The organism is Arthrobacter sp. H41 (assembly GCF_000520535.1).
Taxonomy (GTDB): domain Bacteria; phylum Actinomycetota; class Actinomycetes; order Actinomycetales; family Micrococcaceae; genus Arthrobacter_D.
This window is the reverse complement of the sequence record NZ_KI914803.1, coordinates 3,088-26,705: the sequence shown is the minus strand read 5'-3', so window position 1 is coordinate 26,705 and position 23,618 is coordinate 3,088. Positions and strand designations below refer to the sequence as shown.

Genomic DNA, 23,618 nt, shown 5'->3' with positions numbered 1-23,618 from the left:
GGTATCTCCCGGCTCCTGGCCATGTCGCGACCGGTGTTACTCGACCTGGACGGTCATCATCCCGACCGAGTTGGACTGGATGACCTCGATCTTCGTGCCCGTGCCGGCGACGACGACGGAGCCGCCGGGGTTGGCGGCGTCATAGTAGGCGTTGGGGTCGGTGTCGTCGAAGACGGCGACCCCGGGCTGCGACGGCGCGGTGAGCGTCGTCATGCCACCAGACAGCTGGCGGTGAAGATCAAGCGCATCGGTGGCCTGCTTGCCGAAGGTGGCGTCGTAGCTCTGGATACGGTTACGCACCACAGTGCCGTCCGACCAGATGAGTGCCTTCGCATGCGCATCCACCGGCAGGGCAAGGCCCGCGCCGGGGTGCTGGCGGACGTTGTTATTGCGCTGCGCAGTGTTCCAGTACGGGATGCTCAGCCCGTCCTGGTAGGCGAAGTGCTCCACCGTGTCCGGCGCGGTGATACCCCACCCGAAGTTGTAGGGGCCGGTGGCAAGGGTTGCGTCGTAGCCTGCGTACTGGCGGTTCTCCGCGATGTAGAAGCGGTTGTTGCCGGCCGCGTCCTTCGGAAGGTTCACGACGACGGCCTGCGGAGCCTTCGTGGCATGGTACGACGGGCCGATCTTATGGGTCGACTTCACGCCGGCAGTGGCCACTTCATAATCCAGCCAGCCCAACTGCAGCTTTTCCCATGCGCCCATATGGTTCGGTGTGGTGCCGATCGAGCCGTCCCCGTGACCGAGCCAGGAGCCGGAGCTCATGAGCGTCCAGAAGCCCGTGCCGTTCTCGCCGCCGCTCGTGTCGTAGAGGTCGGGCAGGCCGAGGTCATGACCGTATTCGTGTGCGAAGACGCCGAGGCCGACGTTCTCGGGCTCCGTGGTGTAGTCGCGGATCCAGACCTCGGAGTCACCGATCCTGATCCCGCCGAAGGGGTTTGCTGCGGGCCCCGAGGTGCCGTGCCCTGCCCGGCCGACAGCCCAGCGGTGTGACCAGATGGCCGAGGATGCTGCGCCGGCTTCCTCGCCCTCACCTGCGTGGATGGCCTGAAAATGGTCGATGTAGCCGTCGGCCTCGTTGAAGTCGCCGTCCTTGTCGAAGTCGTAGCGGTCCCACTGATCGAAGGATGCGAGGTATGCGTCAATGTCTGCAGGGGTTTTGCCGCCGGTAATCTGCGCGTCGTACCAGGCGTCGGCGGTGTCCTGGACGAATCGGGTCATGTCCGTCTGGCTTTCGGTCTCACCGTAGCTTGCCGAGTTGTAGGGGACGGTCACCCACTCGCTGACATCGCCGTCGACCGTGTAGCGGCCGCTGGACATTTCCTCGTAGACGCCCTTGAGTGACTCGTCCTCCTCGCTGAAGAACATGTCCAGGAAGTGCTCGCGATCGAACGTGTCCGACCAGTAAGTGGAGTTGTCCACCGCACGGTTCGGTTCCTTGATGGTGTTGCGCTCCGGTCCAGGCGCTGAAGCCGGGAATCGGGGATCCACCTGGTCCCCGAAGTCGACGAGGAAGGAGAGAATCTGGTCGCTTTCCTGCAAGCCGTACTGCGCCCACTGACCGGGGGCGATCTGGACTGCTTTCGAGCCGTTGCGGTCCTCCACTTCGGCTTCACCGGAGATGACCTCTTCCACGGCCTGCTGGTTGAGCTCGCGGCATTCTTCGGCCACGGAGTCGGAGCGATCGTCGGCCTTTGCGACAGCGCCGTCCGCACTCGGCGAGGCGGTGAAGGATGAGGTGGTCGATTCGGCGGGCGGGACCGTAGCGGCACCGGGTGTCGCTATTGCGCTCACCGGGGTCAGGACGACGGCGCTGGTCACGGCAAGCGCCATCGCGCACCGCAGCCCCCGGGTTCGGGTGTTTCTGTTCAAAGGGTTCTCCTCAGTGACTATCCCAGCTGAAGCGAGGCACTGTCGGTTCAGTACCTGCTGTGACGAACGTGTTGACTGAGGCACATGTTCTAGATGGGACAGTAGCACCGCCGTAGATCCGTGTCCCGGCAAACTTCTGACTGCGGGCGCTTTTCGTGCCTGCTCTGGCAGAAAAGCGGTCCTGCTCGTATATTGCCGTTCCCGAACGGTTCATCGGCTCTGTGGCCGTCCGTGGCACCGCTGCGAACAGTAGCCCGTTGCGCATCAGTGTTCTCGGGTTCAAGCACGGGTTCCAAGCTTCGGCCTGCTGCTCCGGTGGCGGGCGAGGCCAACGGACGTTCCATCGATAGGCTTGGCCATGCGACGGTTGGATCACCCAACCCGCCACGACCTGAGCGGGATCGCCCGGTAGGAGCAATATTGGACACGCGGAAGCTGAAGTATTTCCTGGCAGTCGTTGATCACGACGGGTTCAACCGGGCGGCAGAGCACCTGTTGATCGCCCAGCCATCGCTTTCCCAGACGATCGCCGGCCTGGAACGGGACCTCGGCATTCCCCTGTTCCACCGGATTGGACGACGGGTGGTGTTGAGCGAGGCAGGCAAGGAGCTGGTGGGTCCTGCCCGGCTCGTCATGAGGGACCTCGACGCAGCACAGTCAGCAGTCCAGGCTCTCCGCGGTGTCCGCAGCGGCCGGTTGGACATCACCACCATGCCGTCCCCTGGAATCGAACCACTCACGTCGATGGTGGCAAGCTACACCCGGTCACACCCCTCGGTCAGGCTTAACATCGGAGCTGCGTTCACCCCCGAGGACGTGATCGAAGCAGTCCGGAACGGCAACTTCGAACTGGGTCTTGCCGGTTCCCACGAGCCCATCCGAGTGCCTGGGGTCAATGTCCTTGAGCTCGGCCGACAGCCGCTGATCCTCATCGTCAATCCACAGGCTGACCGCTTCGGCTCCGGAAACGCCATCCAGCGGGAAGACCTCGCCGGACACCGCCTGATAGCCAGCCAGCGCGGGTCACTGATGCGATGGCTGGTGGATGATGCGCTTGCCCGCGGGGTCGATACGGAAATCGTCGTCGAGGTGGCCCACCGTACATCAGTGCTTCCCCTGGTCCTGGGCGGGATCGGCCATGCCGTGATGCCGTCCTCGTGGGCCCCTCTGGCCCAGAAATCCGGCCTTCGGACCCTCGTCATCGAGCCCGTGTCGTATCTGAATGTGGCCCTCCTGAGCCGGTTGACGAACCTCACTCCCGCGGCGCAGTCGTTTCTCGCCGTGGCCCGGCGGTCCGCCCGGGTGGACTGACTGCCGTTGATAGGTTGGGCCTATCTGCCGTATCGAATCTTGGTCTTGGACGCCCGCTCGGGGCTGGAAGTCTACTTGTTGAGGAACCGGCAGTCCCACACTGCTAACACTCAACCCAGGAGGTCGGCAATGGGCGCCACCCAGACATTCGATATTGCATCCATCCCCGCGGACGGGATCGGCAAGGAAGTCGTGGCCGCAGGCCGGCGTGTCCTCGACGCCCTGGCCGATAATTCCTCCGGTAAGTTCGCCTTCAACTGGACCGAATTCCCCTGGGGATCGGAATACTACGAGCAGACCGGGCAGATGATGGCCGCTGACGGGCTCGAAACCCTTCAAGCGTTCGACGCCATCTACTTCGGTGCTGTGGGTTGGAAGAACGTGCCCGACCACATCAGCCTCTGGGGACTGCGGCTGAACATCACCCAGAACTTCGACCAGTGGGCCAACGTGCGGCCCGTGAGGTTCCTGCCCGGAATCCAGTCGCCCCTGCGCAAGGCCGACACGACGGAACTCGATTGGGTTGTAGTGCGCGAGAACAGTGAAGGCGAATATGCCGGGCTGGGTGGACGCAATCTGAGTGGTCGTGGGCCGGGCAACGAGGTTGCCTTACAGACTGCGCTCTTCACCGAGAAGGGGTGTGAACGCATCATGCGTTTCGCCTTCGATCTGGCACGCACCCGTATCGTGAAAAAAGTCTCCAGTGTCACCAAGTCCAATGCGCAGCAGTACGGCATGGTCCTGTGGGACGAGACCTTCCACCGGGTCTCGGCTGACTATCCCGACGTGCAGACCGAAAGCGTGCTGGTGGATGCAATGAGCGCGAAGTTCGTCCTGCGCCCCGAAGACCTCTCCGTCGTCGTCGCATCCAACCTCAATGCGGATATCCTGTCCGACCTCGGCTCAGCTCTTGCCGGCAGCCTCGGTCTGGCCGCCAGCGCCAACCTCAATCCCGAACGGCGCTTCCCGAGCATGTTCGAACCGGTGCACGGCACCGCACCCGACATCGCCGGCAAGGGCATCAGCAATCCGATCGGCGCGATCGCCAGTGCCGCCCTCATGCTGGACCATTTCGGCCTGCACGAGGAAGCCCGCCTCGTAGAGGCGGCGATCGAACAGACGACGGCGGCCGGCCACCTCACGCAGGACGTGGGAGGCAACACCAGCACCGAGGCAGTAACCGACGCCGTCGTCGAGGCCCTCGTCCGGAGCTTGGCTGCCGTCTAGCAGGCTGAGCCGCCGCCGGTAGCCGGACGAGCCGGCAAGCGGAGATCGAAGTGCTCTCCGTGCCCGCGCCGGCAGCCTCGGTGCGGGCATGGAGAGCTGCCAAAGACGTTACCCAGCGGTCATCCGGGGTCCGGTGTAGGACTCAGCGCGGCCTTGCCGCTGAGCACGGCCAGAATGTTGTCGACAGCAAGGTTCGCCATGCGCTCGCGCGTGGCGTGCGTTGCTGATCCGACGTGTGGAAGGGCCGCGATGCGCGGGTGGAGCAGGACGGGCGCAGACGGATCGCGGAGGGGCTCCGTCTCGAACACGTCAAGGCCCGCCGAGTGAATTTGCCCGCTGTCGAGGGCCGCAAGCAGCGCTGCGGTGTCCACGACCGGTCCACGTGCGGTGTTGATGAGGGTCGCGGTGTTCCTCATCCTGCTGAGCTCCGCCGTACCGATCAGGTGCCGGGTCTCCGGCGCTAGCGGCACGTGCAGCGACACGATGTCGGAGCGTTCGAGCAGTTCGTGCCAGGGAACCGCGCTCGATAGTTCGTTGGTGCCGGTTCGGGAGAGGCTGTGAAGTACGGTCATACCGAATCCTTCGGCCCGGCGAGCCACGGCCCTCGCGATCTGGCCGAACCCTGCCAGCCCGAGGGTTGCCCCCGCTACGTCGAGTCCGAGATGCTCATCGAATCGGGTACGCCGCCAGTTACCGGAGCGGAGGTCCCCGTTCGCTCCGATCAATAACCGCCGGGCAAGGAGAATGAGCGCAAAGGTGGTGTCTGCAGTGGTCTCGAAAAGGACGTTCGGGGTGTTCGTGACGATCACCCCGCGATCCTTGGCGGCCTCGACGTCCACGCTGTCGAACCCTGCATGCGGCAACGCAACGATCTTCAGATTCGATGCGGCCTCGAAAAAAGCGCGGTCCACCGAAGCGTAGACCGCGAGCAAAGCGTCCGCGTCCCGAGCGAATGCCCGAAGTGCCGCCCCGGACGCGGGGACGATTTCGTCGTCGGGCCAGAACACGACGTCGGCGTGTTCCCGGAGGCGCTCTATTCCTGAGCCGGGCAGCGACGAACGCGTGACCGCGACCACGGGACGGCGCTGCCGGGGCGCCTCCGGAATCTCCATTGTGTCTCCTGTCGGCAATGCCGGGATCTGTCAGCCGCTCAGCGAGCGCATCACTGAGTAGAGGTCGCTTTTTCCTTCGAAACCGATTCCCGGGAGGTTCGGCATGGTGATGTAGCCGTTTTCGACCTCGACGCCGTCGGGGAATCCGCCGAACGGCTGGAACAGGTCAGGATAGGATTCGTTCCCCCCCAGGCCCAGTCCCGCGGCTATGTTCAGGGACATCTGGTGTCCCCCATGGGGAATGCAGCGCGTCCGGGACCAACCGTGCTCGTCGAGCATCGACAGGGTGCGCAGGTATTCCACCAGGCCGTAGCTCAGCGCGCAGTCGAACTGCAACCAGTCCTTATCGGGTCGGAGACCGCCGTAACGGATGAGGTTGCGGGCGTCCTGCATCGAGAACAGGTTCTCCCCCGTCGCGAGCGGCTTCGCGTAGACACCGGCCACCTCGGCCTGGGCCTCGAAGTCGAGGGGATCCACCGGTTCCTCGTACCAGAACAGGTCATATGACGACAGCGCCTTTGCGTACTCCACCGCTGTCCGTGCATCGAAACGCCCGTTGGCGTCGACGGCCAGCCGCTGCCCCGGGCGAAGCATCCCCAGCACTGCTTCGATTCGCTGCATGTCCTCAACCAGGGAAGCTCCGCCGATTTTCGCCTTGACCGTCGTGTAGCCCCGGTCGAGGTAGCTCTGCATCTCGTCACGGAGCCCCTGAATCCCGCGACCCGGTTGGTAATACCCTCCGGCGGCATAGACGAACACTCTGTTGTCCGCCCGCCCGTTGCCGTGGCGCTCGGCCAGCAACTGAAAGAGGGGCTTGTTCTCGATCTTCGCCACCGCGTCCCACACGGCCATGTCCATCGCTCCGACGGCGACCGACCGTTCACCGTGTCCGCCCGGCTTTTCATTCGCCATCATGACGTCCCAGATCCGGCTGGGGTCGAGGTTCTCCCCCGTGTCATCGAGCAGGTCTGCGTCATCAGCGGCCATCACCCGCGGAATGAAACGCTCCCGCATCATCGATCCTTGCCCGTACCTACCGTTGGAGTTGAACCCGTAGCCGACCACGGGGCGTCCGTCGCGCTGAACATCGGTGATTACTGCGACCAGGCTCAATGTCATCTTGCTGAAGTCGATGAAGGCATTCCGGATCGACGAGCTGATGGGCAGGGTTTCCTCGCGGATTTCAACGATTCTCACGCGGTTGCTCCTGCTTTCGACACTTGATCAAACGCTGCCACGAGCGCGTCGGATACTTCGTCAGTGGTTGAGGAACCACCGATGTCGGCCGTCCGCACACTCGTCTTCTCGAGAACGTGCTCCATGGTGTCAAGCAGCGCCTTCCCTGCTTCCTCCTGCCCCAAATGGTCAAGCATCATGGAGGCGGCCCATACCTGGCCCATCGGGTTGGCCTTGCCCTGACCTGCGATATCGGGCGCTGAACCGTGGACGGGCTCAAACATCGACGGAAACGTTCCCTCGGGGTTCAGGTTCGCCGACGGAGCTATGCCGATACTGCCGATGATGGCGGCGCCGAGGTCAGTGAGGATGTCACCGAAGAGATTGGATGCAACGACGACGTCGAAGCGGGCCGGGTCCAGCACGAACAGCGCAGCGAGGGCATCGATGTGATACTCGGAAATCTTCAGGTCGGGGTGTTCCACTCCGAGCTCTCTCAAAATCTCATCCCAGAACGGCATGGTGTGGATGATGCCGTTCGATTTGGTTGCCGAGGCCAGAATTCCCTTGCGCTGCTGGGCGAGATTGATGGCGTAGCGCATAGCGCGCTCGACGCCGAACCTGGTGAAGACCGACTCCTGGATGGCGAGTTCCTGGGGAGTCCCCCGGTACAGGCGTCCTCCGCTTTCGGAGTACTCCCCCTCGTTGTTCTCGCGCACCACGAGGAAATCGATGCCCCCAGCGGGGATCTTCCTCAGCGGACTCTCGATTCCGGCAAGAAGCTTCACCGGCCGCAGGTTGATGTACTGCTGGAAGGCACGCCGGATGGGAATGAGCAGTCCCCAGAGCGAGACGTGGTCGGGCACTCCCGGGAAACCCACTGCTCCGAGGAAGATCTGATCGCACTCCGCCAGCTGCTCGATGCCGTTCTCGGACATCATCCGACCCGTACGGGAGTAGTACTCGCATCCCCAGTCGAATTCCTCCCATTCGAAGGAGAAGCCGTACCTTTGGCCCGCGAGTTCGAGGAGCTTCTGCGCCGGCGGCATCACTTCGGTGCCGATTCCATCACCAGGGATGACGGCAATGTGGTAGTTCGGTGTTGTCATGAGGTACCTCCGGGGTTACAGGGAAAGTTCGGGCAAGGTGACGTACAGGACCTGGGTGAAGGCAAGGTAGAAAGCCCCGACGACGGCGACGGCCACGCCCAGATCCAGGGCGATATTTTTCAGCGTGGGCCGTTCGGTGCGCATCATCACGGCGACCAGGGTGAAAAAGAGGATGCCACCGATGAGATAGCCGAGTACAGGAAGCGAGATGACCCAGGCGATCAGGAGAAGGAGGGCCCGGCCCAGGTCCCGATATCCCAGCCGACCGGTGGTGTCCCAGCCGCTCTCGTGCCGCCAGAGCACACCGCGGGCGATCAGCATCACGCTGAGCAATGCGAGCACGGCCATCACCACGTCGGGGAAAAGCCCCCCGTAATCGCTGGTGTAATCCCGCTGGATCCAGAAGATGAAGCAGAAAATCAGGACGACGAAGCCGCCAATTATGTTTCCCATATCAATCGTTCTCTGCTCGATCGGCAGCGACAGCCGGTGCTGCCTCTGGGAGGTTTTTTCGGGCTCGTCTCTTCTGCACCATCGGCCAAACCGCTGAGATCAGGCACATCGCAATGAGGATGAGGCTGATCGGCCGCGTGAAGAACGTTGTCCACGGCATGTCCGCACCCGACGACGTAAGGATGCCCTGTACGAGGCCGGTCTCAGCAATCGATCCGAGCACCAGACCGAGGACGATCGCCGCTCCCCCGATGCCGACGCGCTGCAGCAGGTACGCCACGATCCCGAGTGCGAGCATGATGAACACGTCAAAAACCGAGCTCCTGATGGCATAGGCGCCGATGATGGAGAGGACTGTGATCGAGGGGGCGAGATAGCGGACAGGCAGGGCCATGACTCCGCGCTGAAGCCCTCGTCCTGCAATGAGACCCACGGGAACCATCATGATGGCCGACACTGCCAGGGCAAGGATGAAGGTGTACACCAGTGTTCCCGAGGTCTCGAAGAGCTCAGCGCCCGGACGCAAGCCGTGCAGCAGCAGCACCCCGAGGATGATCGCATCGGGCGGCGTTCCCGGTACGCCCAGGGTGAGGGTGGGAATGAACCCGCCGCCGACCGTTCCGTTGTTTGCCGACTCCGACGCGATGACACCGTCGATCTCACCCTTGCCGAAAGTCTCAGGATGCTTCGAGGCCCGTTTTGCCTCGTTGTACGCGACGAGGTTCGCGACACTGCCACCGGCTCCTGGAAGGATTCCGACGGCGGTGCCGATCAATGACGACCTCAGGAGGTTCACCGGTCGGCCGAGGATGTCCTTCACCATGCCGAACAGGCCGGCCTTCTTGCCGTTATCGTCAGCCATTTGAGCATCGCGGGTCCGCAACGCAATAAGGCGGATGACTTCCGGCACCGTGAAGAGGCCGATGAGCGCCGGCACCAGTGGAACTCCGCCCTGAAGCATGGGGTCGCCGAAGGTGAATCTGACGTCACCTCCGACGGGAGCAATGCCGATCGTTGCGATGAGCAGACCGATGAGGCCGCCGATCAGCCCCTTGAGGAGGGACCCCGAGGCAAGACTCGCGATGATCGTGAGGCCGAACATCGCAACCCAGAAGTACTCCTGGGGACCGAACCGCAAGGAAAAGGATGCGAGCGGAGGCGCAAGGAAGATCAATGCGACAACGCCGATGATCCCACCCACGAATGAGCCCATTGTTGCTCCGACGATCGCGTACTCGCTGCGGCCCTGGCGGGTCAGAGGGTACCCGTCCAAGGCTGTGGCAATCGAGGACGGCGTCCCGGGGGCGTTGACAAGAATCGCCGTGAACGCGCCGCCGTAGATTGCGCCCATGTAGAAGGCACCGAGCAGGACCAGTCCCGGCGTCGGATCCATCGCGAAGGTGAAGGGGACGAGCAGCGCGACACCCATCGTCGCGCTGAGTCCAGGCATTGCCCCGAGGGCCATGCCGCTCAAGGTGCCGATCAGCACCAGGAGCAGCATGGAGGGGGCAAGGTTGGCCAGCAGGCCTTGCCCGAGTGCTTCGAACATGTCAGGGGACCATTCCGAGCCTGGTCAGCAGGTCCTCGTAGACGGCCGTCCGCTCTTCGGTGAGTGCGGCTGCCTCGTCGGGCCCGTAGTTTTCCAGTACGAATCCCTGCTCTTCGAAGGCCTTGATGAGTTCGGGGTCCTCGTTCACCTCCTGGAAGGCGTCCGCGAGGGTCTGGACGATCTCATCAGGCGTTTCCTTGGGTACGGAGACCCCACGGTACGCGCCGTCCACGAGGTCGTAGCCCTGCTCGGCAAATGTCGGCACGTCAGGGAAACTTTCCATCCGTTCCTCAGTTGCCACGGCGATGGCCCGCACTTGATCCCCCAGCTGCGAAATCTGCGGGGTGTAGGACATCAGCGCGTCCACATGCCCTCCCAGAAGAGCGGGCACTGCCGTACCCGTGCCGGAGAACGGCGTGTAGGTGAGGTCGATACCGGCCATGTCCGACAGCATCAGGGTGCCGATATGGTTCGCCGTGAAGTCACCGCTACCGCCCACGGAGATCGCTCCGGGATTTTCCTCGGCCGCAGCGATGAAGTCATCGAGGGTCTGGATATCGCTGTCCGCAGGCACCAGCAGGACATTCGGCGTGCTTTGGAAGATATACACCTGCTTGAGGTCTTCGGTAGTGTACCCCGCGTCGCCGCGCAGCATGGGCTGCAGAATGATGTGCGGAAGGTTGCTACCCATGATCGTGTAGCCGTCAGGCGCGGTACGGGTCAGCTCCGACCACCCGAGCGCTCCGCCGCCACCGGGCTTGTAGGACACGTTGACAGTCTGACCAAGGATTTCGCTCAGTTTTTCCTGCTGCAGCCGTGCGGTGATGTCGGATTCCCCTCCGGCATCGAAGGGAAGAACGTAGTCGATTCGCTTTTGCGGGTACTCAGCGGCAGCTCCGCCACCACCACCACCACATCCCGTTGCTGCCAGAGCGAGGGCGACCATTCCGATGACAGAAGTGAACATACGACGGCTCTTCATCTTTACCTCCATTGGTAAGCGTTAGCGCTGATCATGTCGTGCAGTGCTGGTTCGTACGGCTGGCACGTGAACAAGTGCCAGCCCTGTACCACCGTAGGGGTCGCGCCGGACGCGGCCATGCAGTGAAGACTAATCGCGCCAGAACTTCGTGTCGCAGACAGAAATCCTCTTACACGTATAGGAAATACCTATCCCACCCGGTCAGCGCGTTATGCCGGGGGGAACTGGTGCGCGGGAGTGGCAGATGTCCGGGCACGGTGGAGGCGAGATGCCGGCTGAAATTCCCAGGTCAAGCACAGAATCAGCGTCAACGTCGAATCCGGGCACACATCGGGTCATGGTTCGCTCAGGATCACGGGAGAAGAGAGCCGGCGGCGGCTGGGGGGTGCCTGGTCTCAGGAGGCACAACGCCGCCGGCTCTCGAATAGGGGACTGCCACGCCGACGCGATTCACGGGCCGATCGGGGCCTGGTATCGGGTTGGTGAGCAGTGAGGTGAATCGGTGTTGGATGACGCCGAACTCACTCCCATGACTTTATGGAGGACGCTCCTCCCCACACACGAGTACTCACCACTCGAATTCGACCTGCCGCACTACCTACCTACTCGATTCGCTGGCGGCGGCCGACTCAGTCACCTGAGTACGCGCGCTCCAGCACTCCGATTTCGAGCTTCTCCATCGTCAGCATCGCGGCCAGTGCACGCTGGGCGCCGGCCGCGTCCTCACCGCCGATCAGCGACGGCAGGGCGGTCGGCACGACCTGCCAGCTCACTCCGTACCTGTCCTTGAGCCAGCCGCATCGACCCGCCTGTCCTCCGTCGGCTGTCAAGGAATCCCAATAGTGATCCACCTCGTCCTGGCTGGTGCAGCCGATCTGAAAGGATACAGCGTCACTGAAAGCCGCCGCAGGGGCACCGTTCAGGGCGAGGAAGGGCCGTCCGTCGAGTTCGAAGGACACACTTACGGCCGGAGCATCGTCGCCGGCTCCGGACCGTGCGACAGTGAGAATCCGCGAGTTGCGCACCACAGCCGTATAAAGGGCAGCAGCTTCTTCTGCCTCACTTTCGAACCAGAGGCAGGGCGTGATAGCACTCATGACCAATTCCTTTCCGGGCTGCATGTCCGCGCCGTTGTCGTCGTCGTCGTCGTCGTCGTCGTCGGATGATTGTTCAGCGCCGACGCTAGTCCACGCGCCCTGCGCCATCAAGACCTAGGCTGGAGGTATGCCGAAACCTCCTCCCACCCGTTCCACCTTTCCTTGGCTTGGCTGGTTCGCCGTGGACCTGGTATTGATCCTCGGATTCGCTGCTTCCGGACGAAACACCCATGAATCCGGCCTCTCCCCCGCAGGAATCCTCGCTACCGCTGCCCCCTTCCTGATCGCATGCACCACCGCATGGCTGGTGGTGCGGGCCTGGCGGACGCCCAGCCGGGTGTGGCCCACCGGCGTCGGGATCTGGATCATCACCGCAGCACTCGGACTCCTGCTGCGATTCGCCACGGGTGGCGGGATGGCGGTGAGCTTCCAGCTGGTGACCCTTGCTGCCCTCGGCGTACTGCTCCTCCTGCCCCGGCTGGCGGCAATGCTCCCCCACCGGTTCGGTGGGGGAGCTCCGGGACCGGGTGCTCCGGGACGCGCTCAGGGAGGTACGGTGTTGGAGAACCCCATCCCCGTGAAAGGGCACCGATGATCACCGCTTTCGTCCTCATACAGACCGATGCCTCCCGGATCCCGGAATGTGCCCAGGAGATCTCCGAGATCGAGGGCATCAGTGAGGTGTACTCGGTGACCGGCGAGTGGGACCTGATTGCTGTTGCGCGGGTCACAAAGCACGAGGATCTGGCCGATGTCATCGCCGACCGCCTATCGAAGGTCGAGGGCGTCGAATCCACGACGACGCAGATTGCGTTCCGCTCTTACTCGCGGCACGATATCGATGCCGCTTTCTCCCTCGGCTTCGACACTTAGCAGGACTCCCCGAAGGAGCGCCGCCGCACCGGCGGCTAGAACGACCCGCTCACCGCGACCCAGCGGTCCAGCACCCGTGCTGCCGCCCCGGAATCGATCGACCCGCGCGCCCGCTCCATAGCGGCCGATATACGGGTAATGAGTGCGCCCTCGGAGCTTTCATCGAGCGCAACGAGCCCGGCCGCGGCATTGAGGACGACGGCGTCGCGCACCGGCCCGCGATCGCCCGCGAGCAGCCGCCGCACCACGCCGGCATTGCCCTGGGCGTCCGTACCGCGGAGAGCGTCCACGTCCACGACGGGCACGCCGAATTCGGAAGGATGAACCAGATACTCCTGCACCTTCCCGTTCCGCACCTCCCAGACCGCCGAGGATCCGCTCGTGGTCAATTTGTCGCGGCCGTCACTCCCCCGGAACACCAGGGCCGTGATGCCACGTGCCGCGAGGACTCCTGCCATCAGCGGCGCCATCCGGGCATCGGCGCAACCCACCGCCTGCGCGGCAACCCCTGCTGGATTGCTGAGCGGCCCAAGGAAGTTGAACGCCGTCGGGACGCCCAGCTCTCTGCGCGGTACTGCCACATGCCTCATCGACGGGTGGAACACCTGGGCGAAGCAGAAGGTGATCCCCGCCTGCTCAGCGGTGATCGCAACCTCGGCCGGAGCCAGATCGAGCCGCACACCGAGCGCTTCGATGACGTCGGCAGCACCCGAGGACGACGACGCACCACGGTTGCCGTGCTTGACCACCTTCGCGCCGGCGCCCACCGCGACGAGCGAAGCCATCGTCGAGATGTTCAGCGTATCCAGCCCGTCTCCCCCGGTGCCCACGATGTCGAGTGTTCTCCCGGAGACCGCGATGCGGTTCGCTCGCCCGAGCATGGCCTCGACAAGACCCACCAGTTCATCCACCGATTCACCCTTGGCACGAAGCGCGAGCAGGAACCCCGCAATCTGGGAGTGCGTAGCCTCCCCCGACATGATGCTGTCCATCGCCCAGCGCGTCTGTCCGATCGTCAGATCCCGGCGCGCGATCAGGGTGCCGAAGAGCAGAGGCCACGTGGGACGAGGGCTATGGGAGCTGGAAATCGCAGTCACTCCCCTAGGTTATCTACGAATTGTAGAAAGTCATCCCGCCTGTTCTTCCGCGTGAATAAAGGGAACTCCTGATCATCAACGGGGCATGGCCCCCGACCCACCCCTTTTTGCATTGGTGATCCTGCCGATCTTAGAGACATAATGAACCTGTGACATCTGCGACTCAAGCCCCCAGCGCCGCCGCTCATCCCGCGCTCAACCGCCCCAACATGGTTTCCGTCGGAACCGTCGTGTGGCTGTCAAGCGAACTGATGTTCTTCGCCGGCCTTTTTGCCATGTACTTCACCCTGCGCTCCACTTCGGGCGAGCTGTGGGCACTCGAATCGGACAAGCTCAATGTCCCGTTCGCACTCGTGAACACGATCATTCTCGTGTCCAGCTCCTTCAGTTGCCAGTTCGGCGTCTTTGCTGCCGAGCGTCTCCAGGCACGCCGCACCGGTGGGCTGTTCTCGCCGCTCCGCTGGGGCATGGTCGAATGGTTCTTCCTCACCTTCGTGCTCGGCGGGATCTTCGTCGCGGTACAGGCCTACGAGTACGCGATGCTGGTGTCGGAAGGCGTTGCGCTGTCCTCCAATGCCTACGGTTCAGCGTTCTACATCACCACCGGCTTCCACGGACTCCACGTTCTCGGCGGCCTGATCGCCTTCCTCTTCATCATCGGGCGGGCCTACGCGGCGAAGCGATTCGGTCACTTCGAAGCCACCTCGGCCATTGTCACCTCCTACTACTGGCACTTCGTCGACGTGGTCTGGATCGGTCTCTTCATCATCATCTACTTCCTGAAGTGATCCTCCTGTAGACTTTTCTACTAGCGGTAGAATTCAAGGAAGAAATTCAGAAGCTATGGCAATACGGCAGACAGGAACCATCGCGTGAAGGCATTATCACAGAGCCGGCGTCACCCACTGGCAGCAGTAGCGCTGCTGTTGCTGGCACTGCTTGTCACCGGCGGCGTCTACGCCTTCGCCAGTACTGCCAACGAAGCCAAGGCCCAAACCACCTCGTTCTCCGAGAGTGACGTGGAAGAGGGCAGCAAGCTCTTCGTCGCGAACTGCGCTTCCTGCCATGGCCTCGGTGCCTCGGGCACCGACGCCGCTCCCTCGCTGATCGGCGTGGGCGCAGCGTCCGTGGACTTCCAGGTCGGCACCGGACGCATGCCCATGCAGATGGACGGTCCCCAGGCCCAGGTCAAGCCGGTGCAGTTCACCGACCAGCAGATCCGGCAGATGGCGGCCTACGTGGCCTCACTCGGAGCGGGACCCGCGATCCCGGGCGAGGACATCCTCGATCCTTCGGAGGGAGATTCCTCGAACGGCGGCGAGCTGTTCCGCGTCAACTGCGCAATGTGCCACAACGCAGCAGCCGCCGGCGGCGCACTCACCCGTGGAAAGTTTGCACCGTCGATCGACGGCACGAGCCCGAAGCACGTGTACGAAGCGATGGTCACCGGCCCGCAGAACATGCCTGTCTTCAGTGACGCGAACATCACCCCCGAGGACAAGCAGGACATCATCGCGTTCCTCGACACAATCAATGAGCAGGGCTCCCCGGGTGGAGCCGACCTCGGTGCACTGGGACCGGTATCGGAAGGCCTGTTCACCTGGATCGCCGGACTCGGCGTAATCATTGCCTTCACTGTCTGGCTGACGTCCAGATCCTCCTAGTTTCCAACCCCCTGGGGTTGACGGTTTGTTGACGAATTGCGAATGAAGTAACTAAAGAAAGTTGAGAGGGATCATGGCCGACAGTAGTCACGGCAGTCCGAACACCTCGGCCACCGTAGCTAAGCCGGGCCAGGGCGGCGTCGATACGTTCGAGAACCCTGGCCTCCCGCCGCACCGTCCGCGCCTTGCAGACCGGAACCGGCGCGCGGAAAAGAGGGCCGAACGTCAGGTTGCGCTGCTTTTCGTGATCTCGATCATCGGCACCCTCCTGTTCTTCGTCGGCTATTTCTTCGTTCCGTTGAACGACACCATCGCCCGGCTACGGCTGCAGAACCTGATGCTGGGCCTTGGGACGGCATTCGCGATGCTGGGAATCGGAGTGGGGATCGTGCACTGGGCGAGGACGCTCATGCCCGATCACGAGGTCACCGAGAGCCGCCACGAGATTCGCCCCGAGAAGGACCGCGCGGACGCGGAGAAGATCATCGGCGACATTTTCGAGGAAACCGGGATCAAGCGCCGGCCGCTCATCCGGAACACCCTCCTCGGAGCGATGGTGCTCGCCCCCCTGCCCGCCATCGCCATCTTCCGCGACCTGGGTCCCCTCCCTGGTGACGTCCTCCGGGAAACCATGTGGGAGGCAGGGACGCGCCTCACGCGTGACCCGAGCGGCACCCCGATCCGTGCGGCCGACGTCACGGTCGGCTCCGCATTCCACGTCATTCCCGAGGGACTGAACGAAGCAGAACACAAGCTTGAGGAGAAGGCAAAGGCAGTCGTCCTGCTGATGCGTCTCGACCCCGAAGAACTCAATCCTTCCCCTGGCCGCGAGGATTGGGCCTACGAGGGAATTGTTGCGTACTCGAAGATCTGTACGCATGTTGGCTGCCCGGTAGCGCTGTACGAACAGCAGACCCACCATCTGCTGTGCCCGTGTCACCAGTCGACCTTCGACGTGACGCAGGAGGCCAAGGTCATTTTCGGCCCTGCGGCCCGCCCGCTTCCGCAGCTTCCGATCGATGTCGACGACGAGGGCTATCTCGTGGCGACGAGCGATTTCCAAGAACCCGTAGGACCTAGTTTCTGGGAGCGAGGCTGACCATGAGCAGCTCAACTGCGACACCGGCTTATGAGCCGAAAACGAGTGTCGGCAAAGTCACCAACTATGTCGACTCGCGCGTAGGTGGATCCGCAATGGTCAAGGAGTTCGGGCGGAAGATCTTCCCGGACCACTGGACGTTCATGTTCGGCGAAGTAGCGCTCTACACCTTCGTGATCCTCCTGATCTCGGGAACATTCCTGACCTTCTTCTACGATCCGTCGATGGCGGAGACGCACTACGAAGGAAGCTACCTGCCGCTGCGAGGGGTCGAGATGTCGGTGGCCTACGCGTCATCGTTGGACATCTCCTTCGACATCCGCGGTGGACTGTTCATGCGGCAGGTACACCACTGGTCCGCGCTCCTCTTCGTCGCCGCAGTGGCCGTCCACATGCTCCGCGTCTTCTTCACCGGCGCTTTCCGCAAGCCCAGGGAATTCAACTGGGTCGTAGGCTGCGTTCTGCTGATCATGAGCCTCGCTGCCGGCTTCACCGGGTACTCGCTCCCCGACGACCTGCTTTCCGGGAACGGCCTGCGCATCATCGACGGCGTGATGAAAGCCATCCCCGTGGTCGGAACCTACCTCAGCTTCTTCCTCTTCGGCGGGGAATTCCCCGGCACAGCGATCATCGGCAGGCTGTACGTCCTTCACATCCTCCTGATTCCCGCGCTGATCCTGCTGCTCATCGGCATCCACCTCTTCATGGTGGTCCTGCACAAGCACACCCAGTTCCCCGGCCCGGGCCGCACCAACACGAACGTCGTCGGCTACCCGGTCGGTCCGGTCTACGCAGCGAAGGCCGGCGGGTTCTTCTTCATCGTCTTCGGAATCGTCGCCGCGATCTCCGCTGCGTTCACCATCAACCCGATCTGGAACTACGGCCCCTACGACCCCTCCCCCGTTTCGGCCGGCACCCAGCCTGACTGGTACATCGGGTGGGTCGACGGCGCGCTGCGGTTGATGCCGGGAACGATCGGCGCTTTCGACTTCGAATGGAATATCCCGTTCCCCTGGGGTGTCAACACGCTGTCGCTGAACGTCCTGATCCCGGCCCTCGTCCCGGCTGGAATCGTCTTCATGCTGATGTTCGCCTGGCCCTGGATCGAAGCCTGGGTCACGGGAGACAAGCGCGAGAAGCACCTCCTCGACCGGCCACGTAACGCGCCCACCCGCACGGGGATCGGCGTAGCAGGAGTGGTGTTCTACTGCGTCCTGTGGGCCGCCGCGAGCTCCGACCTCATCGCCACCCACTTCCTGGTGTCGCTCAACGACGTCACCTACTGGCTGCGCTTCCTGGCGATTGCCGGACCGATTCTCGGTTTCATGGTCGCTCGGCGTATCGCCCTGGCCCTCCAGCGCAAGGATCGTGAGATCGCCCTGCACGGCAGGGAGACGGGCCGGATCGTCAGGCTGCCGCACGGAGAGTTCATCGAAGTGCATGAGCCGGTGGACGAGTACAAGCTGTACCGGCTCGTAAGCTTCGACTCCCCCGAGGTGGCCCTGCCGGCGGTGGACGCCAACGGCAAGGTCGGCCTTCCGGAAAAGGTCAGGAGCAGGGCGTCCCGGTTCTTCTTCGAGGACCGCGTGGCTCCGGTGACCCCCTCCGAGCTGAATGCCGCTCACGCCGGCCACCACGGTGAGATCGCCGAGGCCCAGGACCGGGAATCGATCGCGAGCCACTAGCGTCACACGACGACTGGAGAGGGTCCGGACAGCTCAGCTGTCCGGACCCTCTCCAGTTTCATCCGGCAACCACAGATTCGGTTCTCCCATGCACCCCGTGATCCCAGTTCCCCGAGCCGTCAGCGTCACCGCGAAGGTGGTGACCGAGGTCTTCGCTCCCGCTGTGCTGCTCTCGGCACTGCTGGTGATCGTGAGTGTCCACACCGCTGGCTTCCCTGAAGGCATCGGTCCCGGCCTGCTGGCCGTCCTCTTCGTCACAGGCCTCCCGCTGGGAGCCGTGATCCTGCTGGTCCGCGCGGGAAAGGTCACCGACCACCACATCAGCGACCGCCGGCAGCGCGCTCCGATCCTCGGCGGTTCGCTCGTGTCCATCGCCCTCGGGGTGTGGATCCTTCAGGTGATCGACGCGCCGGCGGACCTGATCCGGGCCGTCTTCAGTTCCGTCGCGGGAATCGTCACGGTTCTCGTCGTCAATTTGTTCTGGAAGCTCTCGGCACACTCGGCGGTGGCAGTGTTCTTCTCGATGATTGTCGTGTTCCTCATGGGTGCACCAGGCATCGCGGCACTGGGCATTCCGGTTGCAGTGGGCTGGTCCCGAATAGTGCTGGGCGCACATACTCCTGCCCAGGTCCTGGCGGGCTGGATCGTCGGCGGAGGCATCGCGCTGCTGTACCTGACGCTGGTCGCCTGATTTCCCGCACGGGCGGAGGCAGCGTGGACGGAATTCTGCAGGCGGGTTCTCTCAGCCCAGACGCTTTGAGCTGTACCCCCGCGGCGTCCGGACTCCGGGCCGCTGGAGCGGCACCCACAGCTTGTACCGGTCGGCCCGGTAGTAGGACACCGAGAAGTCCACCATGGTGCGCGAGACGTAGGCGTGGCGCTGGATCTTGAGCAGCGGCGCACCCATCTCGACGTTGAGCAGCCGTGCAATGGATGGAGATGCTGCTGTTGCCTCGATGGTATCTTCCCCCCACTCCATGACGAGCCCGTACTTCTCGCTGAGGACGTTGTAGAGCGAGGTCGGCGGCGAATGATCGAGGATGCCCGGCACTCGATGGGCCGGGATGAAATTCTCGTCCACACTCATCGGCTCACCGTCGGCGAGGAGCTGGCGTCGGAAGCGCACCACGGGCAGCCCGAGCTCCACCTGCAGCTCCCGGGCCACGTGCGGACTCGCCGCGATCTGTTCGAAGCTGAGGACGTGGGCGTCCGGCACCATGCCCCGGCGCAGCATCTCCTCGCTATAGGAGGTCAGCTTCATCTGGAGGTCCAGCTTGGTATGGGCTACGAAGGTCCCCAGACCGACGATGCGCTCGAGGACTTCCTCGGCCACCAGCGCGTCGATGGCATGGCGCACGGTCATCCGGGCCACGCCGAAGTGGAGGGTCAACTGCCGTTCGGAGGGGATGGCTGCACCGGGTTCCCCGTGGTCACGCACGTAGTTCCGCAGGATCTCGCGGAGCTGGACATGCTTGGCCGTGGGAGAAGCGGCGTCCAGGGGCGCGACATCCTTCAGCCTGACCGCCGGCACCCTCGCCACCCCTTCTGTTCCAGCTTCCCGGCGATCTCGTTCACGCCCGGTCGGCGCTCGGACCACCGCGCTGGAACGCTTCTAGTGGGCGTGATCTCCGCGACTGTATTCGTACACCCATCCCACGAGCGCGACTGCTGCCAGCCCCGCACCGATGTACAGGATCCACCAGCCGATCGCCATGCCGAGGAAGCTGGTCGCGCAGGCGATGCCGAGCACGAGTGGCCACCAGCTCCAGGGGCTGAAGTGTCCCTGCTCCCCCGACCCTTCGTGGATCTCGGCGTCGAGCCGGTCCTCGGGGCGGAGGCCCACCCGTTTCCCGGTGAAGCCGATGTAGAAGCCGATCATGCCAGCGAGACCGGCAGTGAGGTAGAGGCCGAGGAATCCGACCGGTTCCTGCCATTCGACCAGGACACCGTAGACGGTGGCCACCAGCGCGAAGAAGGGCACCATGTAGAGGAACAGCTTGGTTTCGATGCGCATGCTTTAGGCGTCCGTCCGGTCGGCAGCACCCAGCGCCTGCCCAGCCGCACCGTCGGGGGTGTGGGTCTGCTGCAGTTCCGGGTGGTGGAGGTCGAGGGCTGGCCGCTCGGAGCGGATCCGGGGCAGCGAGGTGAAGTTGTGCCGCGGCGGCGGGCAGGAGGTGGCCCACTCGAGAGAGGCACCGAACCCCCAGGGATCATCCACCTCGACCTTCTTGCCGCTCCTCCAGGTGATGTACACGTTCCAGAAGAACGGGATGAGCGATGCACCGAGGACAAAGGAGGCAATCGTGGAGAACTGGTTCATCGCGGTGAACCCGTCTTCCGGCAGGTAGTCGGCGTAGCGACGCGGCATGCCGATGACGCCCAGCCAGTGCTGGATCAGGAAGGTGCCGTGGAAGCCGAGGAACAGCAGCCAGAAGTGGATCTTGCCGAGGCGCTCGTTGAGCATCTTCCCGGTGAACTTGGGCCACCAGAAGTAGAAGCCCGCGAACATCGCGAAGACCACGGTACCGAACACCACGTAGTGGAAGTGGGCGACCACGAAGTAGGTGTCCGAAACGTGGAAATCGAGCGGCGGTGACGCCAGGATGATGCCCGTCAGCCCACCGAAGAGGAACGTCACGAGGAAACCGAGACTCCACAGCATCGGTGTCTCGAAGGTCAGGGAACCTCGCCACAGGGTCCCTATCCAGTTGAAGAACTTCACCCCGGTGGGCACGGCGATCAGCATGGTCATGAAGGCGAAGAACGGCAGGAGCACTGCTCCCGTGACGTACATGTGATGCGCCCAGACCGTGACGGACAGGGCAGCGATGGCGATCGTCGCGTAAACGATGCCTTTGTAGCCGAAGATCGGCTTCCTGCTGAACACCGGGAAGATCTCGGAGACGATTCCGAAGAACGGCAGCGCGATGATGTACACCTCGGGGTGCCCGAAGAACCAGAACAGGTGTTGCCAGAGAATTGCCCCGCCGTTCTCCGGGTCGAAGATGTGGGCACCGAAGCGACGGTCGGCACCGAGGGCAAAGAGCGCGGCCGCGAGCGGCGGAAAGGCCATCAGTACGAGGATCGCGGTCACCAGAATGTTCCAGGTGAAGATCGGCATGCGCCACATCGTCATTCCGGGGGCCCTCATGCAAATGACGGTCGTGATGAAGTTGACCGATCCGAGGATGGTGCCGAAGCCGGACAGTGCCAGGCCGAACACCCAGAGATCCCCGCCGATGCCGGGCGAGAAGGTGGTGCTGGACAACGGCGCATAGGCGAACCAGCCGAAGGACGCCGCTCCCTGCGGGGTGATGAAGCCGGAGACGGCAATGGTGCTGCCGAAGAGGAAGAACCAGAACGCCAGGGCGTTGAGCCGCGGGAACGCGACGTCGGGTGCGCCGATCTGCAGGGGCATGATCACGTTCGCGAATCCGGCGAACAGGGGCGTGGCGAACATCAGGAGCATGATGGTGCCGTGCATGGTGAACAGCTGGTTGTACTGCTCCTTCGTCTGAAGGATCTGCATGCCGGGTTCGAAGAGTTCAGCGCGGATGATGAGCGCCATGACTCCGGCGAAGCAGAAGAAGACGAACGAGGAGATCAGGTACATGTACCCGATGGTCTTGTGGTCCGTGGAAGTCAGCCAGCTGACCACTATCCGGCCCTTGGAACGGGGTACCACGCGCGGAGCGGCTACTGTGCCGGCTTCCTCAAGAGTGTATTCGTAGGTCGACATCAGCTGCTCCTGGCGGGGTCGAAGTCTGGGTCCGCTTCCGGATAGGAATCGCGATCGTACTCGTCGCCGAGCTGACCGTCCTCAAGTTGTGCCATCTGGCGATCGAACTCCTCCTGGGAGACAACCGCCACGTTGAAGAGCATCTCCGAGTGATACTGGCCGCAGAGCTCAGCGCACTTGCCGTCGAACGTCCCCTCCCTGGTGGGGGTGAGGTTGATGTAGTTGGTGCGTCCGGGGTAGAGGTCGCGCTTCTGAAGGAATGCCGGTACCCAGAAGGAGTGCTGCACGTCGCGGGCATTCAGCTGAAGCTCGACCGACCGGTTGACCGGCAGGTAGAGCGTGGGAAGGGTTTCCGGAACACCGGGCTCACCGGTCAGGTTGGCCTGGACCCCTACGGAGTACTTGTCCTCGTTGACGTAGTTGAAGTCCCACGACCACTGCTTGCCGCGCACATCGACGATGACGTCCGGCTCCGCGACCCTTGCGTCGATGGCACTCTGCTCGCGCTCGGTGAAGTAGAAGAAGACCAGAACCATGAAGATCGGAATGGTCAAATAGAAAATCTCGAGGGGCAGGTTATAGCTCAGCTGCCGGGGAAAACCGGTGTCGTTGCGGCGGCGGCGGTACGCCACCATGCACCAGAGCATCAGTCCCCAGGTGATGACGCCGACCACGAGGGCCGCGATCCACGAGTTGACCCACAGGTCTATGATGATTCCCGTGTGGTTGGTGTTGTCGCGCTCGGCGGGCAACCAGCCCTTTTGGGCTTCGACTGAACATCCCGACACTAGCAGTGCACCGCCCAGCGAGACGCTGGAGATCTTCGCGATCCTGGCTTTCCTGCTGCCGGTTCGGTCCTGCGAACTCACAGACGGACCTTCCTTCTCTACGCGTGTTGCCACCCGCAGTCTGCTGCAGTCCGGGGTGCACATCCAGTTTTACTACTCACTGTAGAGCTTACCCGTAGTCGGGACCATTCCGTGACAAGCAAGAGGGCCGTCCCGCACCGTAATCGGTGCTTTGGAACGGCCCTCGAGGCGTGCTAATGGAGTGCTAGTGGAAGGAGTCTCCGCAGGCGCAGGATCCGCCGGCGTTGGGATTGTCGATGGTGAATCCCTGCTTGGAGATGGTGTCCTCGAAGTCGATCGAGGCTCCCGACAGGTAGGGGACGCTCATCTTGTCCACGATGACCTCGACGCCGTCGAAATCCTTGACGGCATCGCCGTCGAGTACGCGCTCGTCGAAGTACAACTGGTAGATCAGGCCCGAGCAGCCGCCGGGCTGGACGGCGACGCGGAGGCGCAGGTCGGTGCGGCCCTCCTGCTCGAGGAGGCTGCGGACCTTCCCTGCAGCGACGTCGGAAAGCTTGACCTCGTGCTCGGCAAGGTCTGCCCCTACCTGGTCGGTGCCGGTTTCGGTGGTGGAAGTGCTCATTGTGTCTCTCCTAGCTCGGATCCGTTGCTGAAACGTCCGCGTCGGTTCCGTCCACGGTGTCGAAGTGCGCGGGTTGGTCCAATGGTACGCCGATCCTGCCAACGGCTCGGCACCTCCTACAACGCGGAGAGGGGCCATT

At 63.3% G+C, this 23,618-nt stretch carries 23 protein-coding genes; 9 read left to right on the top strand and 14 right to left on the bottom strand.

The genetic code is table 11. The features are described 5' to 3' along the window. Positions 1-36: 36 nt before the first annotated feature. Positions 37-1,833, bottom strand: coding sequence for an immune inhibitor A domain-containing protein (locus Y705_RS0111150; protein ID WP_049822631.1), 1,797 nt, complete (start codon positions 1,831-1,833; stop codon positions 37-39). Between the two features lie 459 nt (positions 1,834-2,292). On the opposite strand from Y705_RS0111150, the gene Y705_RS0111145 reads away from it, so the two are divergent. Beyond that, a complete protein-coding gene (locus tag Y705_RS0111145) occupies positions 2,293-3,183 on the top strand; it encodes a LysR family transcriptional regulator (protein WP_026532909.1) in 891 nt (296 codons plus the stop codon). Between the two features lie 129 nt (positions 3,184-3,312). After that, positions 3,313-4,410 (top strand): tartrate dehydrogenase, encoded by a 1,098-nt coding sequence (locus Y705_RS0111140; protein WP_026532908.1) that lies wholly within the window; start codon positions 3,313-3,315, stop codon positions 4,408-4,410. A 119-nt stretch (positions 4,411-4,529) separates the two neighbouring features. Here the strand turns inward: Y705_RS0111140 and Y705_RS0111135 are convergent, their stop codons facing one another. From Y705_RS0111135 to Y705_RS0111105, 7 genes are all read right to left on the bottom strand, one after another. Continuing rightward, complete coding sequence (locus Y705_RS0111135) at positions 4,530-5,522, bottom strand: 2-hydroxyacid dehydrogenase (RefSeq protein ID WP_049822630.1); 993 nt, start codon at positions 5,520-5,522, stop codon at positions 4,530-4,532. A 30-nt stretch (positions 5,523-5,552) separates the two neighbouring features. Continuing rightward, entirely contained in the window at positions 5,553-6,719 is a 1,167-nt protein-coding gene (locus Y705_RS0111130; protein WP_026532906.1) for a mandelate racemase/muconate lactonizing enzyme family protein, read from the bottom strand. After that, positions 6,716-7,807 (bottom strand): tartrate dehydrogenase, encoded by a 1,092-nt coding sequence (locus Y705_RS0111125; RefSeq protein WP_026532905.1) that lies wholly within the window; start codon positions 7,805-7,807, stop codon positions 6,716-6,718. The genes Y705_RS0111130 and Y705_RS0111125 overlap by 4 nt, the downstream gene beginning before the upstream one ends. A gap of 15 nt (positions 7,808-7,822) precedes the next feature. After that, complete coding sequence (locus Y705_RS19290) at positions 7,823-8,260, bottom strand: tripartite tricarboxylate transporter TctB family protein (RefSeq protein ID WP_049822629.1); 438 nt, start codon at positions 8,258-8,260, stop codon at positions 7,823-7,825. Between the two features lies 1 nt (position 8,261). Then, positions 8,262-9,809, bottom strand: a complete 1,548-nt coding sequence (locus Y705_RS0111115; protein WP_026532904.1) for a tripartite tricarboxylate transporter permease — start codon at positions 9,807-9,809, stop codon at positions 8,262-8,264. Position 9,810: 1 nt separating this feature from the next. Then, positions 9,811-10,776 carry a tripartite tricarboxylate transporter substrate binding protein gene (locus Y705_RS0111110; RefSeq protein ID WP_049822628.1) on the bottom strand — a complete coding sequence of 322 codons (966 nt, stop codon included), beginning with the start codon at positions 10,774-10,776 and terminating at the stop codon, positions 9,811-9,813. 644 nt (positions 10,777-11,420) lie between these two features. Continuing rightward, positions 11,421-11,888, bottom strand: coding sequence for a VOC family protein (locus Y705_RS0111105; RefSeq protein ID WP_026532902.1), 468 nt, complete (start codon positions 11,886-11,888; stop codon positions 11,421-11,423). A gap of 127 nt (positions 11,889-12,015) precedes the next feature. On the opposite strand from Y705_RS0111105, the gene Y705_RS19285 reads away from it, so the two are divergent. Continuing rightward, a complete protein-coding gene (locus Y705_RS19285; RefSeq protein ID WP_049822627.1) occupies positions 12,016-12,483 on the top strand; it encodes a DUF3054 domain-containing protein in 468 nt (155 codons plus the stop codon). Beyond that, positions 12,480-12,761: an Lrp/AsnC family transcriptional regulator gene (locus Y705_RS0111095; protein WP_026532901.1), complete on the top strand. Its 282-nt coding sequence runs from the start codon at positions 12,480-12,482 to the stop codon at positions 12,759-12,761. Before Y705_RS19285 ends, Y705_RS0111095 begins: the two co-directional genes overlap by 4 nt. Before the next feature lie 35 nt (positions 12,762-12,796). Here Y705_RS0111095 and trpD read toward each other — a convergent pair whose 3' ends face one another. Then, the gene (trpD, locus tag Y705_RS0111090; protein WP_026532900.1) at positions 12,797-13,858 is read right to left on the bottom strand and encodes an anthranilate phosphoribosyltransferase; all 1,062 of its coding nucleotides are present in this window, start codon (positions 13,856-13,858) and stop codon (positions 12,797-12,799) included. A 149-nt stretch (positions 13,859-14,007) separates the two neighbouring features. On the opposite strand from trpD, the gene ctaE reads away from it, so the two are divergent. From ctaE to Y705_RS0111065, 5 genes are all read left to right on the top strand, one after another. Beyond that, positions 14,008-14,646 (top strand): aa3-type cytochrome oxidase subunit III, encoded by a 639-nt coding sequence (ctaE, locus tag Y705_RS0111085; protein WP_026532899.1) that lies wholly within the window; start codon positions 14,008-14,010, stop codon positions 14,644-14,646. 84 nt (positions 14,647-14,730) lie between these two features. Then, a complete protein-coding gene (gene qcrC, locus Y705_RS0111080; RefSeq protein ID WP_026532898.1) occupies positions 14,731-15,522 on the top strand; it encodes a cytochrome bc1 complex diheme cytochrome c subunit in 792 nt (263 codons plus the stop codon). Positions 15,523-15,595: 73 nt separating this feature from the next. Continuing rightward, entirely contained in the window at positions 15,596-16,621 is a 1,026-nt protein-coding gene (qcrA, locus tag Y705_RS0111075; protein WP_026532897.1) for a cytochrome bc1 complex Rieske iron-sulfur subunit, read from the top strand. 2 nt (positions 16,622-16,623) lie between these two features. Further along, positions 16,624-18,306, top strand: coding sequence for a cytochrome bc1 complex cytochrome b subunit (gene qcrB / locus Y705_RS0111070; RefSeq protein WP_049822625.1), 1,683 nt, complete (start codon positions 16,624-16,626; stop codon positions 18,304-18,306). Positions 18,307-18,394: 88 nt separating this feature from the next. After that, the gene (locus Y705_RS0111065) at positions 18,395-18,997 is read left to right on the top strand and encodes a phosphatase PAP2 family protein (RefSeq protein WP_049822624.1); all 603 of its coding nucleotides are present in this window, start codon (positions 18,395-18,397) and stop codon (positions 18,995-18,997) included. A gap of 51 nt (positions 18,998-19,048) precedes the next feature. Here the strand turns inward: Y705_RS0111065 and Y705_RS0111060 are convergent, their stop codons facing one another. From Y705_RS0111060 to Y705_RS0111040, 5 genes are all read right to left on the bottom strand, one after another. Next, positions 19,049-19,837, bottom strand: coding sequence for a GntR family transcriptional regulator (locus Y705_RS0111060; RefSeq protein WP_026532894.1), 789 nt, complete (start codon positions 19,835-19,837; stop codon positions 19,049-19,051). An 81-nt stretch (positions 19,838-19,918) separates the two neighbouring features. Next, positions 19,919-20,320 (bottom strand): cytochrome c oxidase subunit 4, encoded by a 402-nt coding sequence (locus tag Y705_RS0111055; RefSeq protein ID WP_026532893.1) that lies wholly within the window; start codon positions 20,318-20,320, stop codon positions 19,919-19,921. 3 nt (positions 20,321-20,323) lie between these two features. Further along, complete coding sequence (gene ctaD, locus Y705_RS0111050; protein ID WP_026532892.1) at positions 20,324-22,045, bottom strand: aa3-type cytochrome oxidase subunit I; 1,722 nt, start codon at positions 22,043-22,045, stop codon at positions 20,324-20,326. Continuing rightward, positions 22,045-22,914, bottom strand: a complete 870-nt coding sequence (gene ctaC / locus Y705_RS19280) for an aa3-type cytochrome oxidase subunit II (RefSeq protein ID WP_049822623.1) — start codon at positions 22,912-22,914, stop codon at positions 22,045-22,047. The genes ctaD and ctaC overlap by 1 nt, the downstream gene beginning before the upstream one ends. A gap of 184 nt (positions 22,915-23,098) precedes the next feature. Further along, entirely contained in the window at positions 23,099-23,479 is a 381-nt protein-coding gene (locus Y705_RS0111040) for a HesB/IscA family protein (protein ID WP_026532891.1), read from the bottom strand. Between the last annotated feature and the right edge of the window lie 139 nt (positions 23,480-23,618).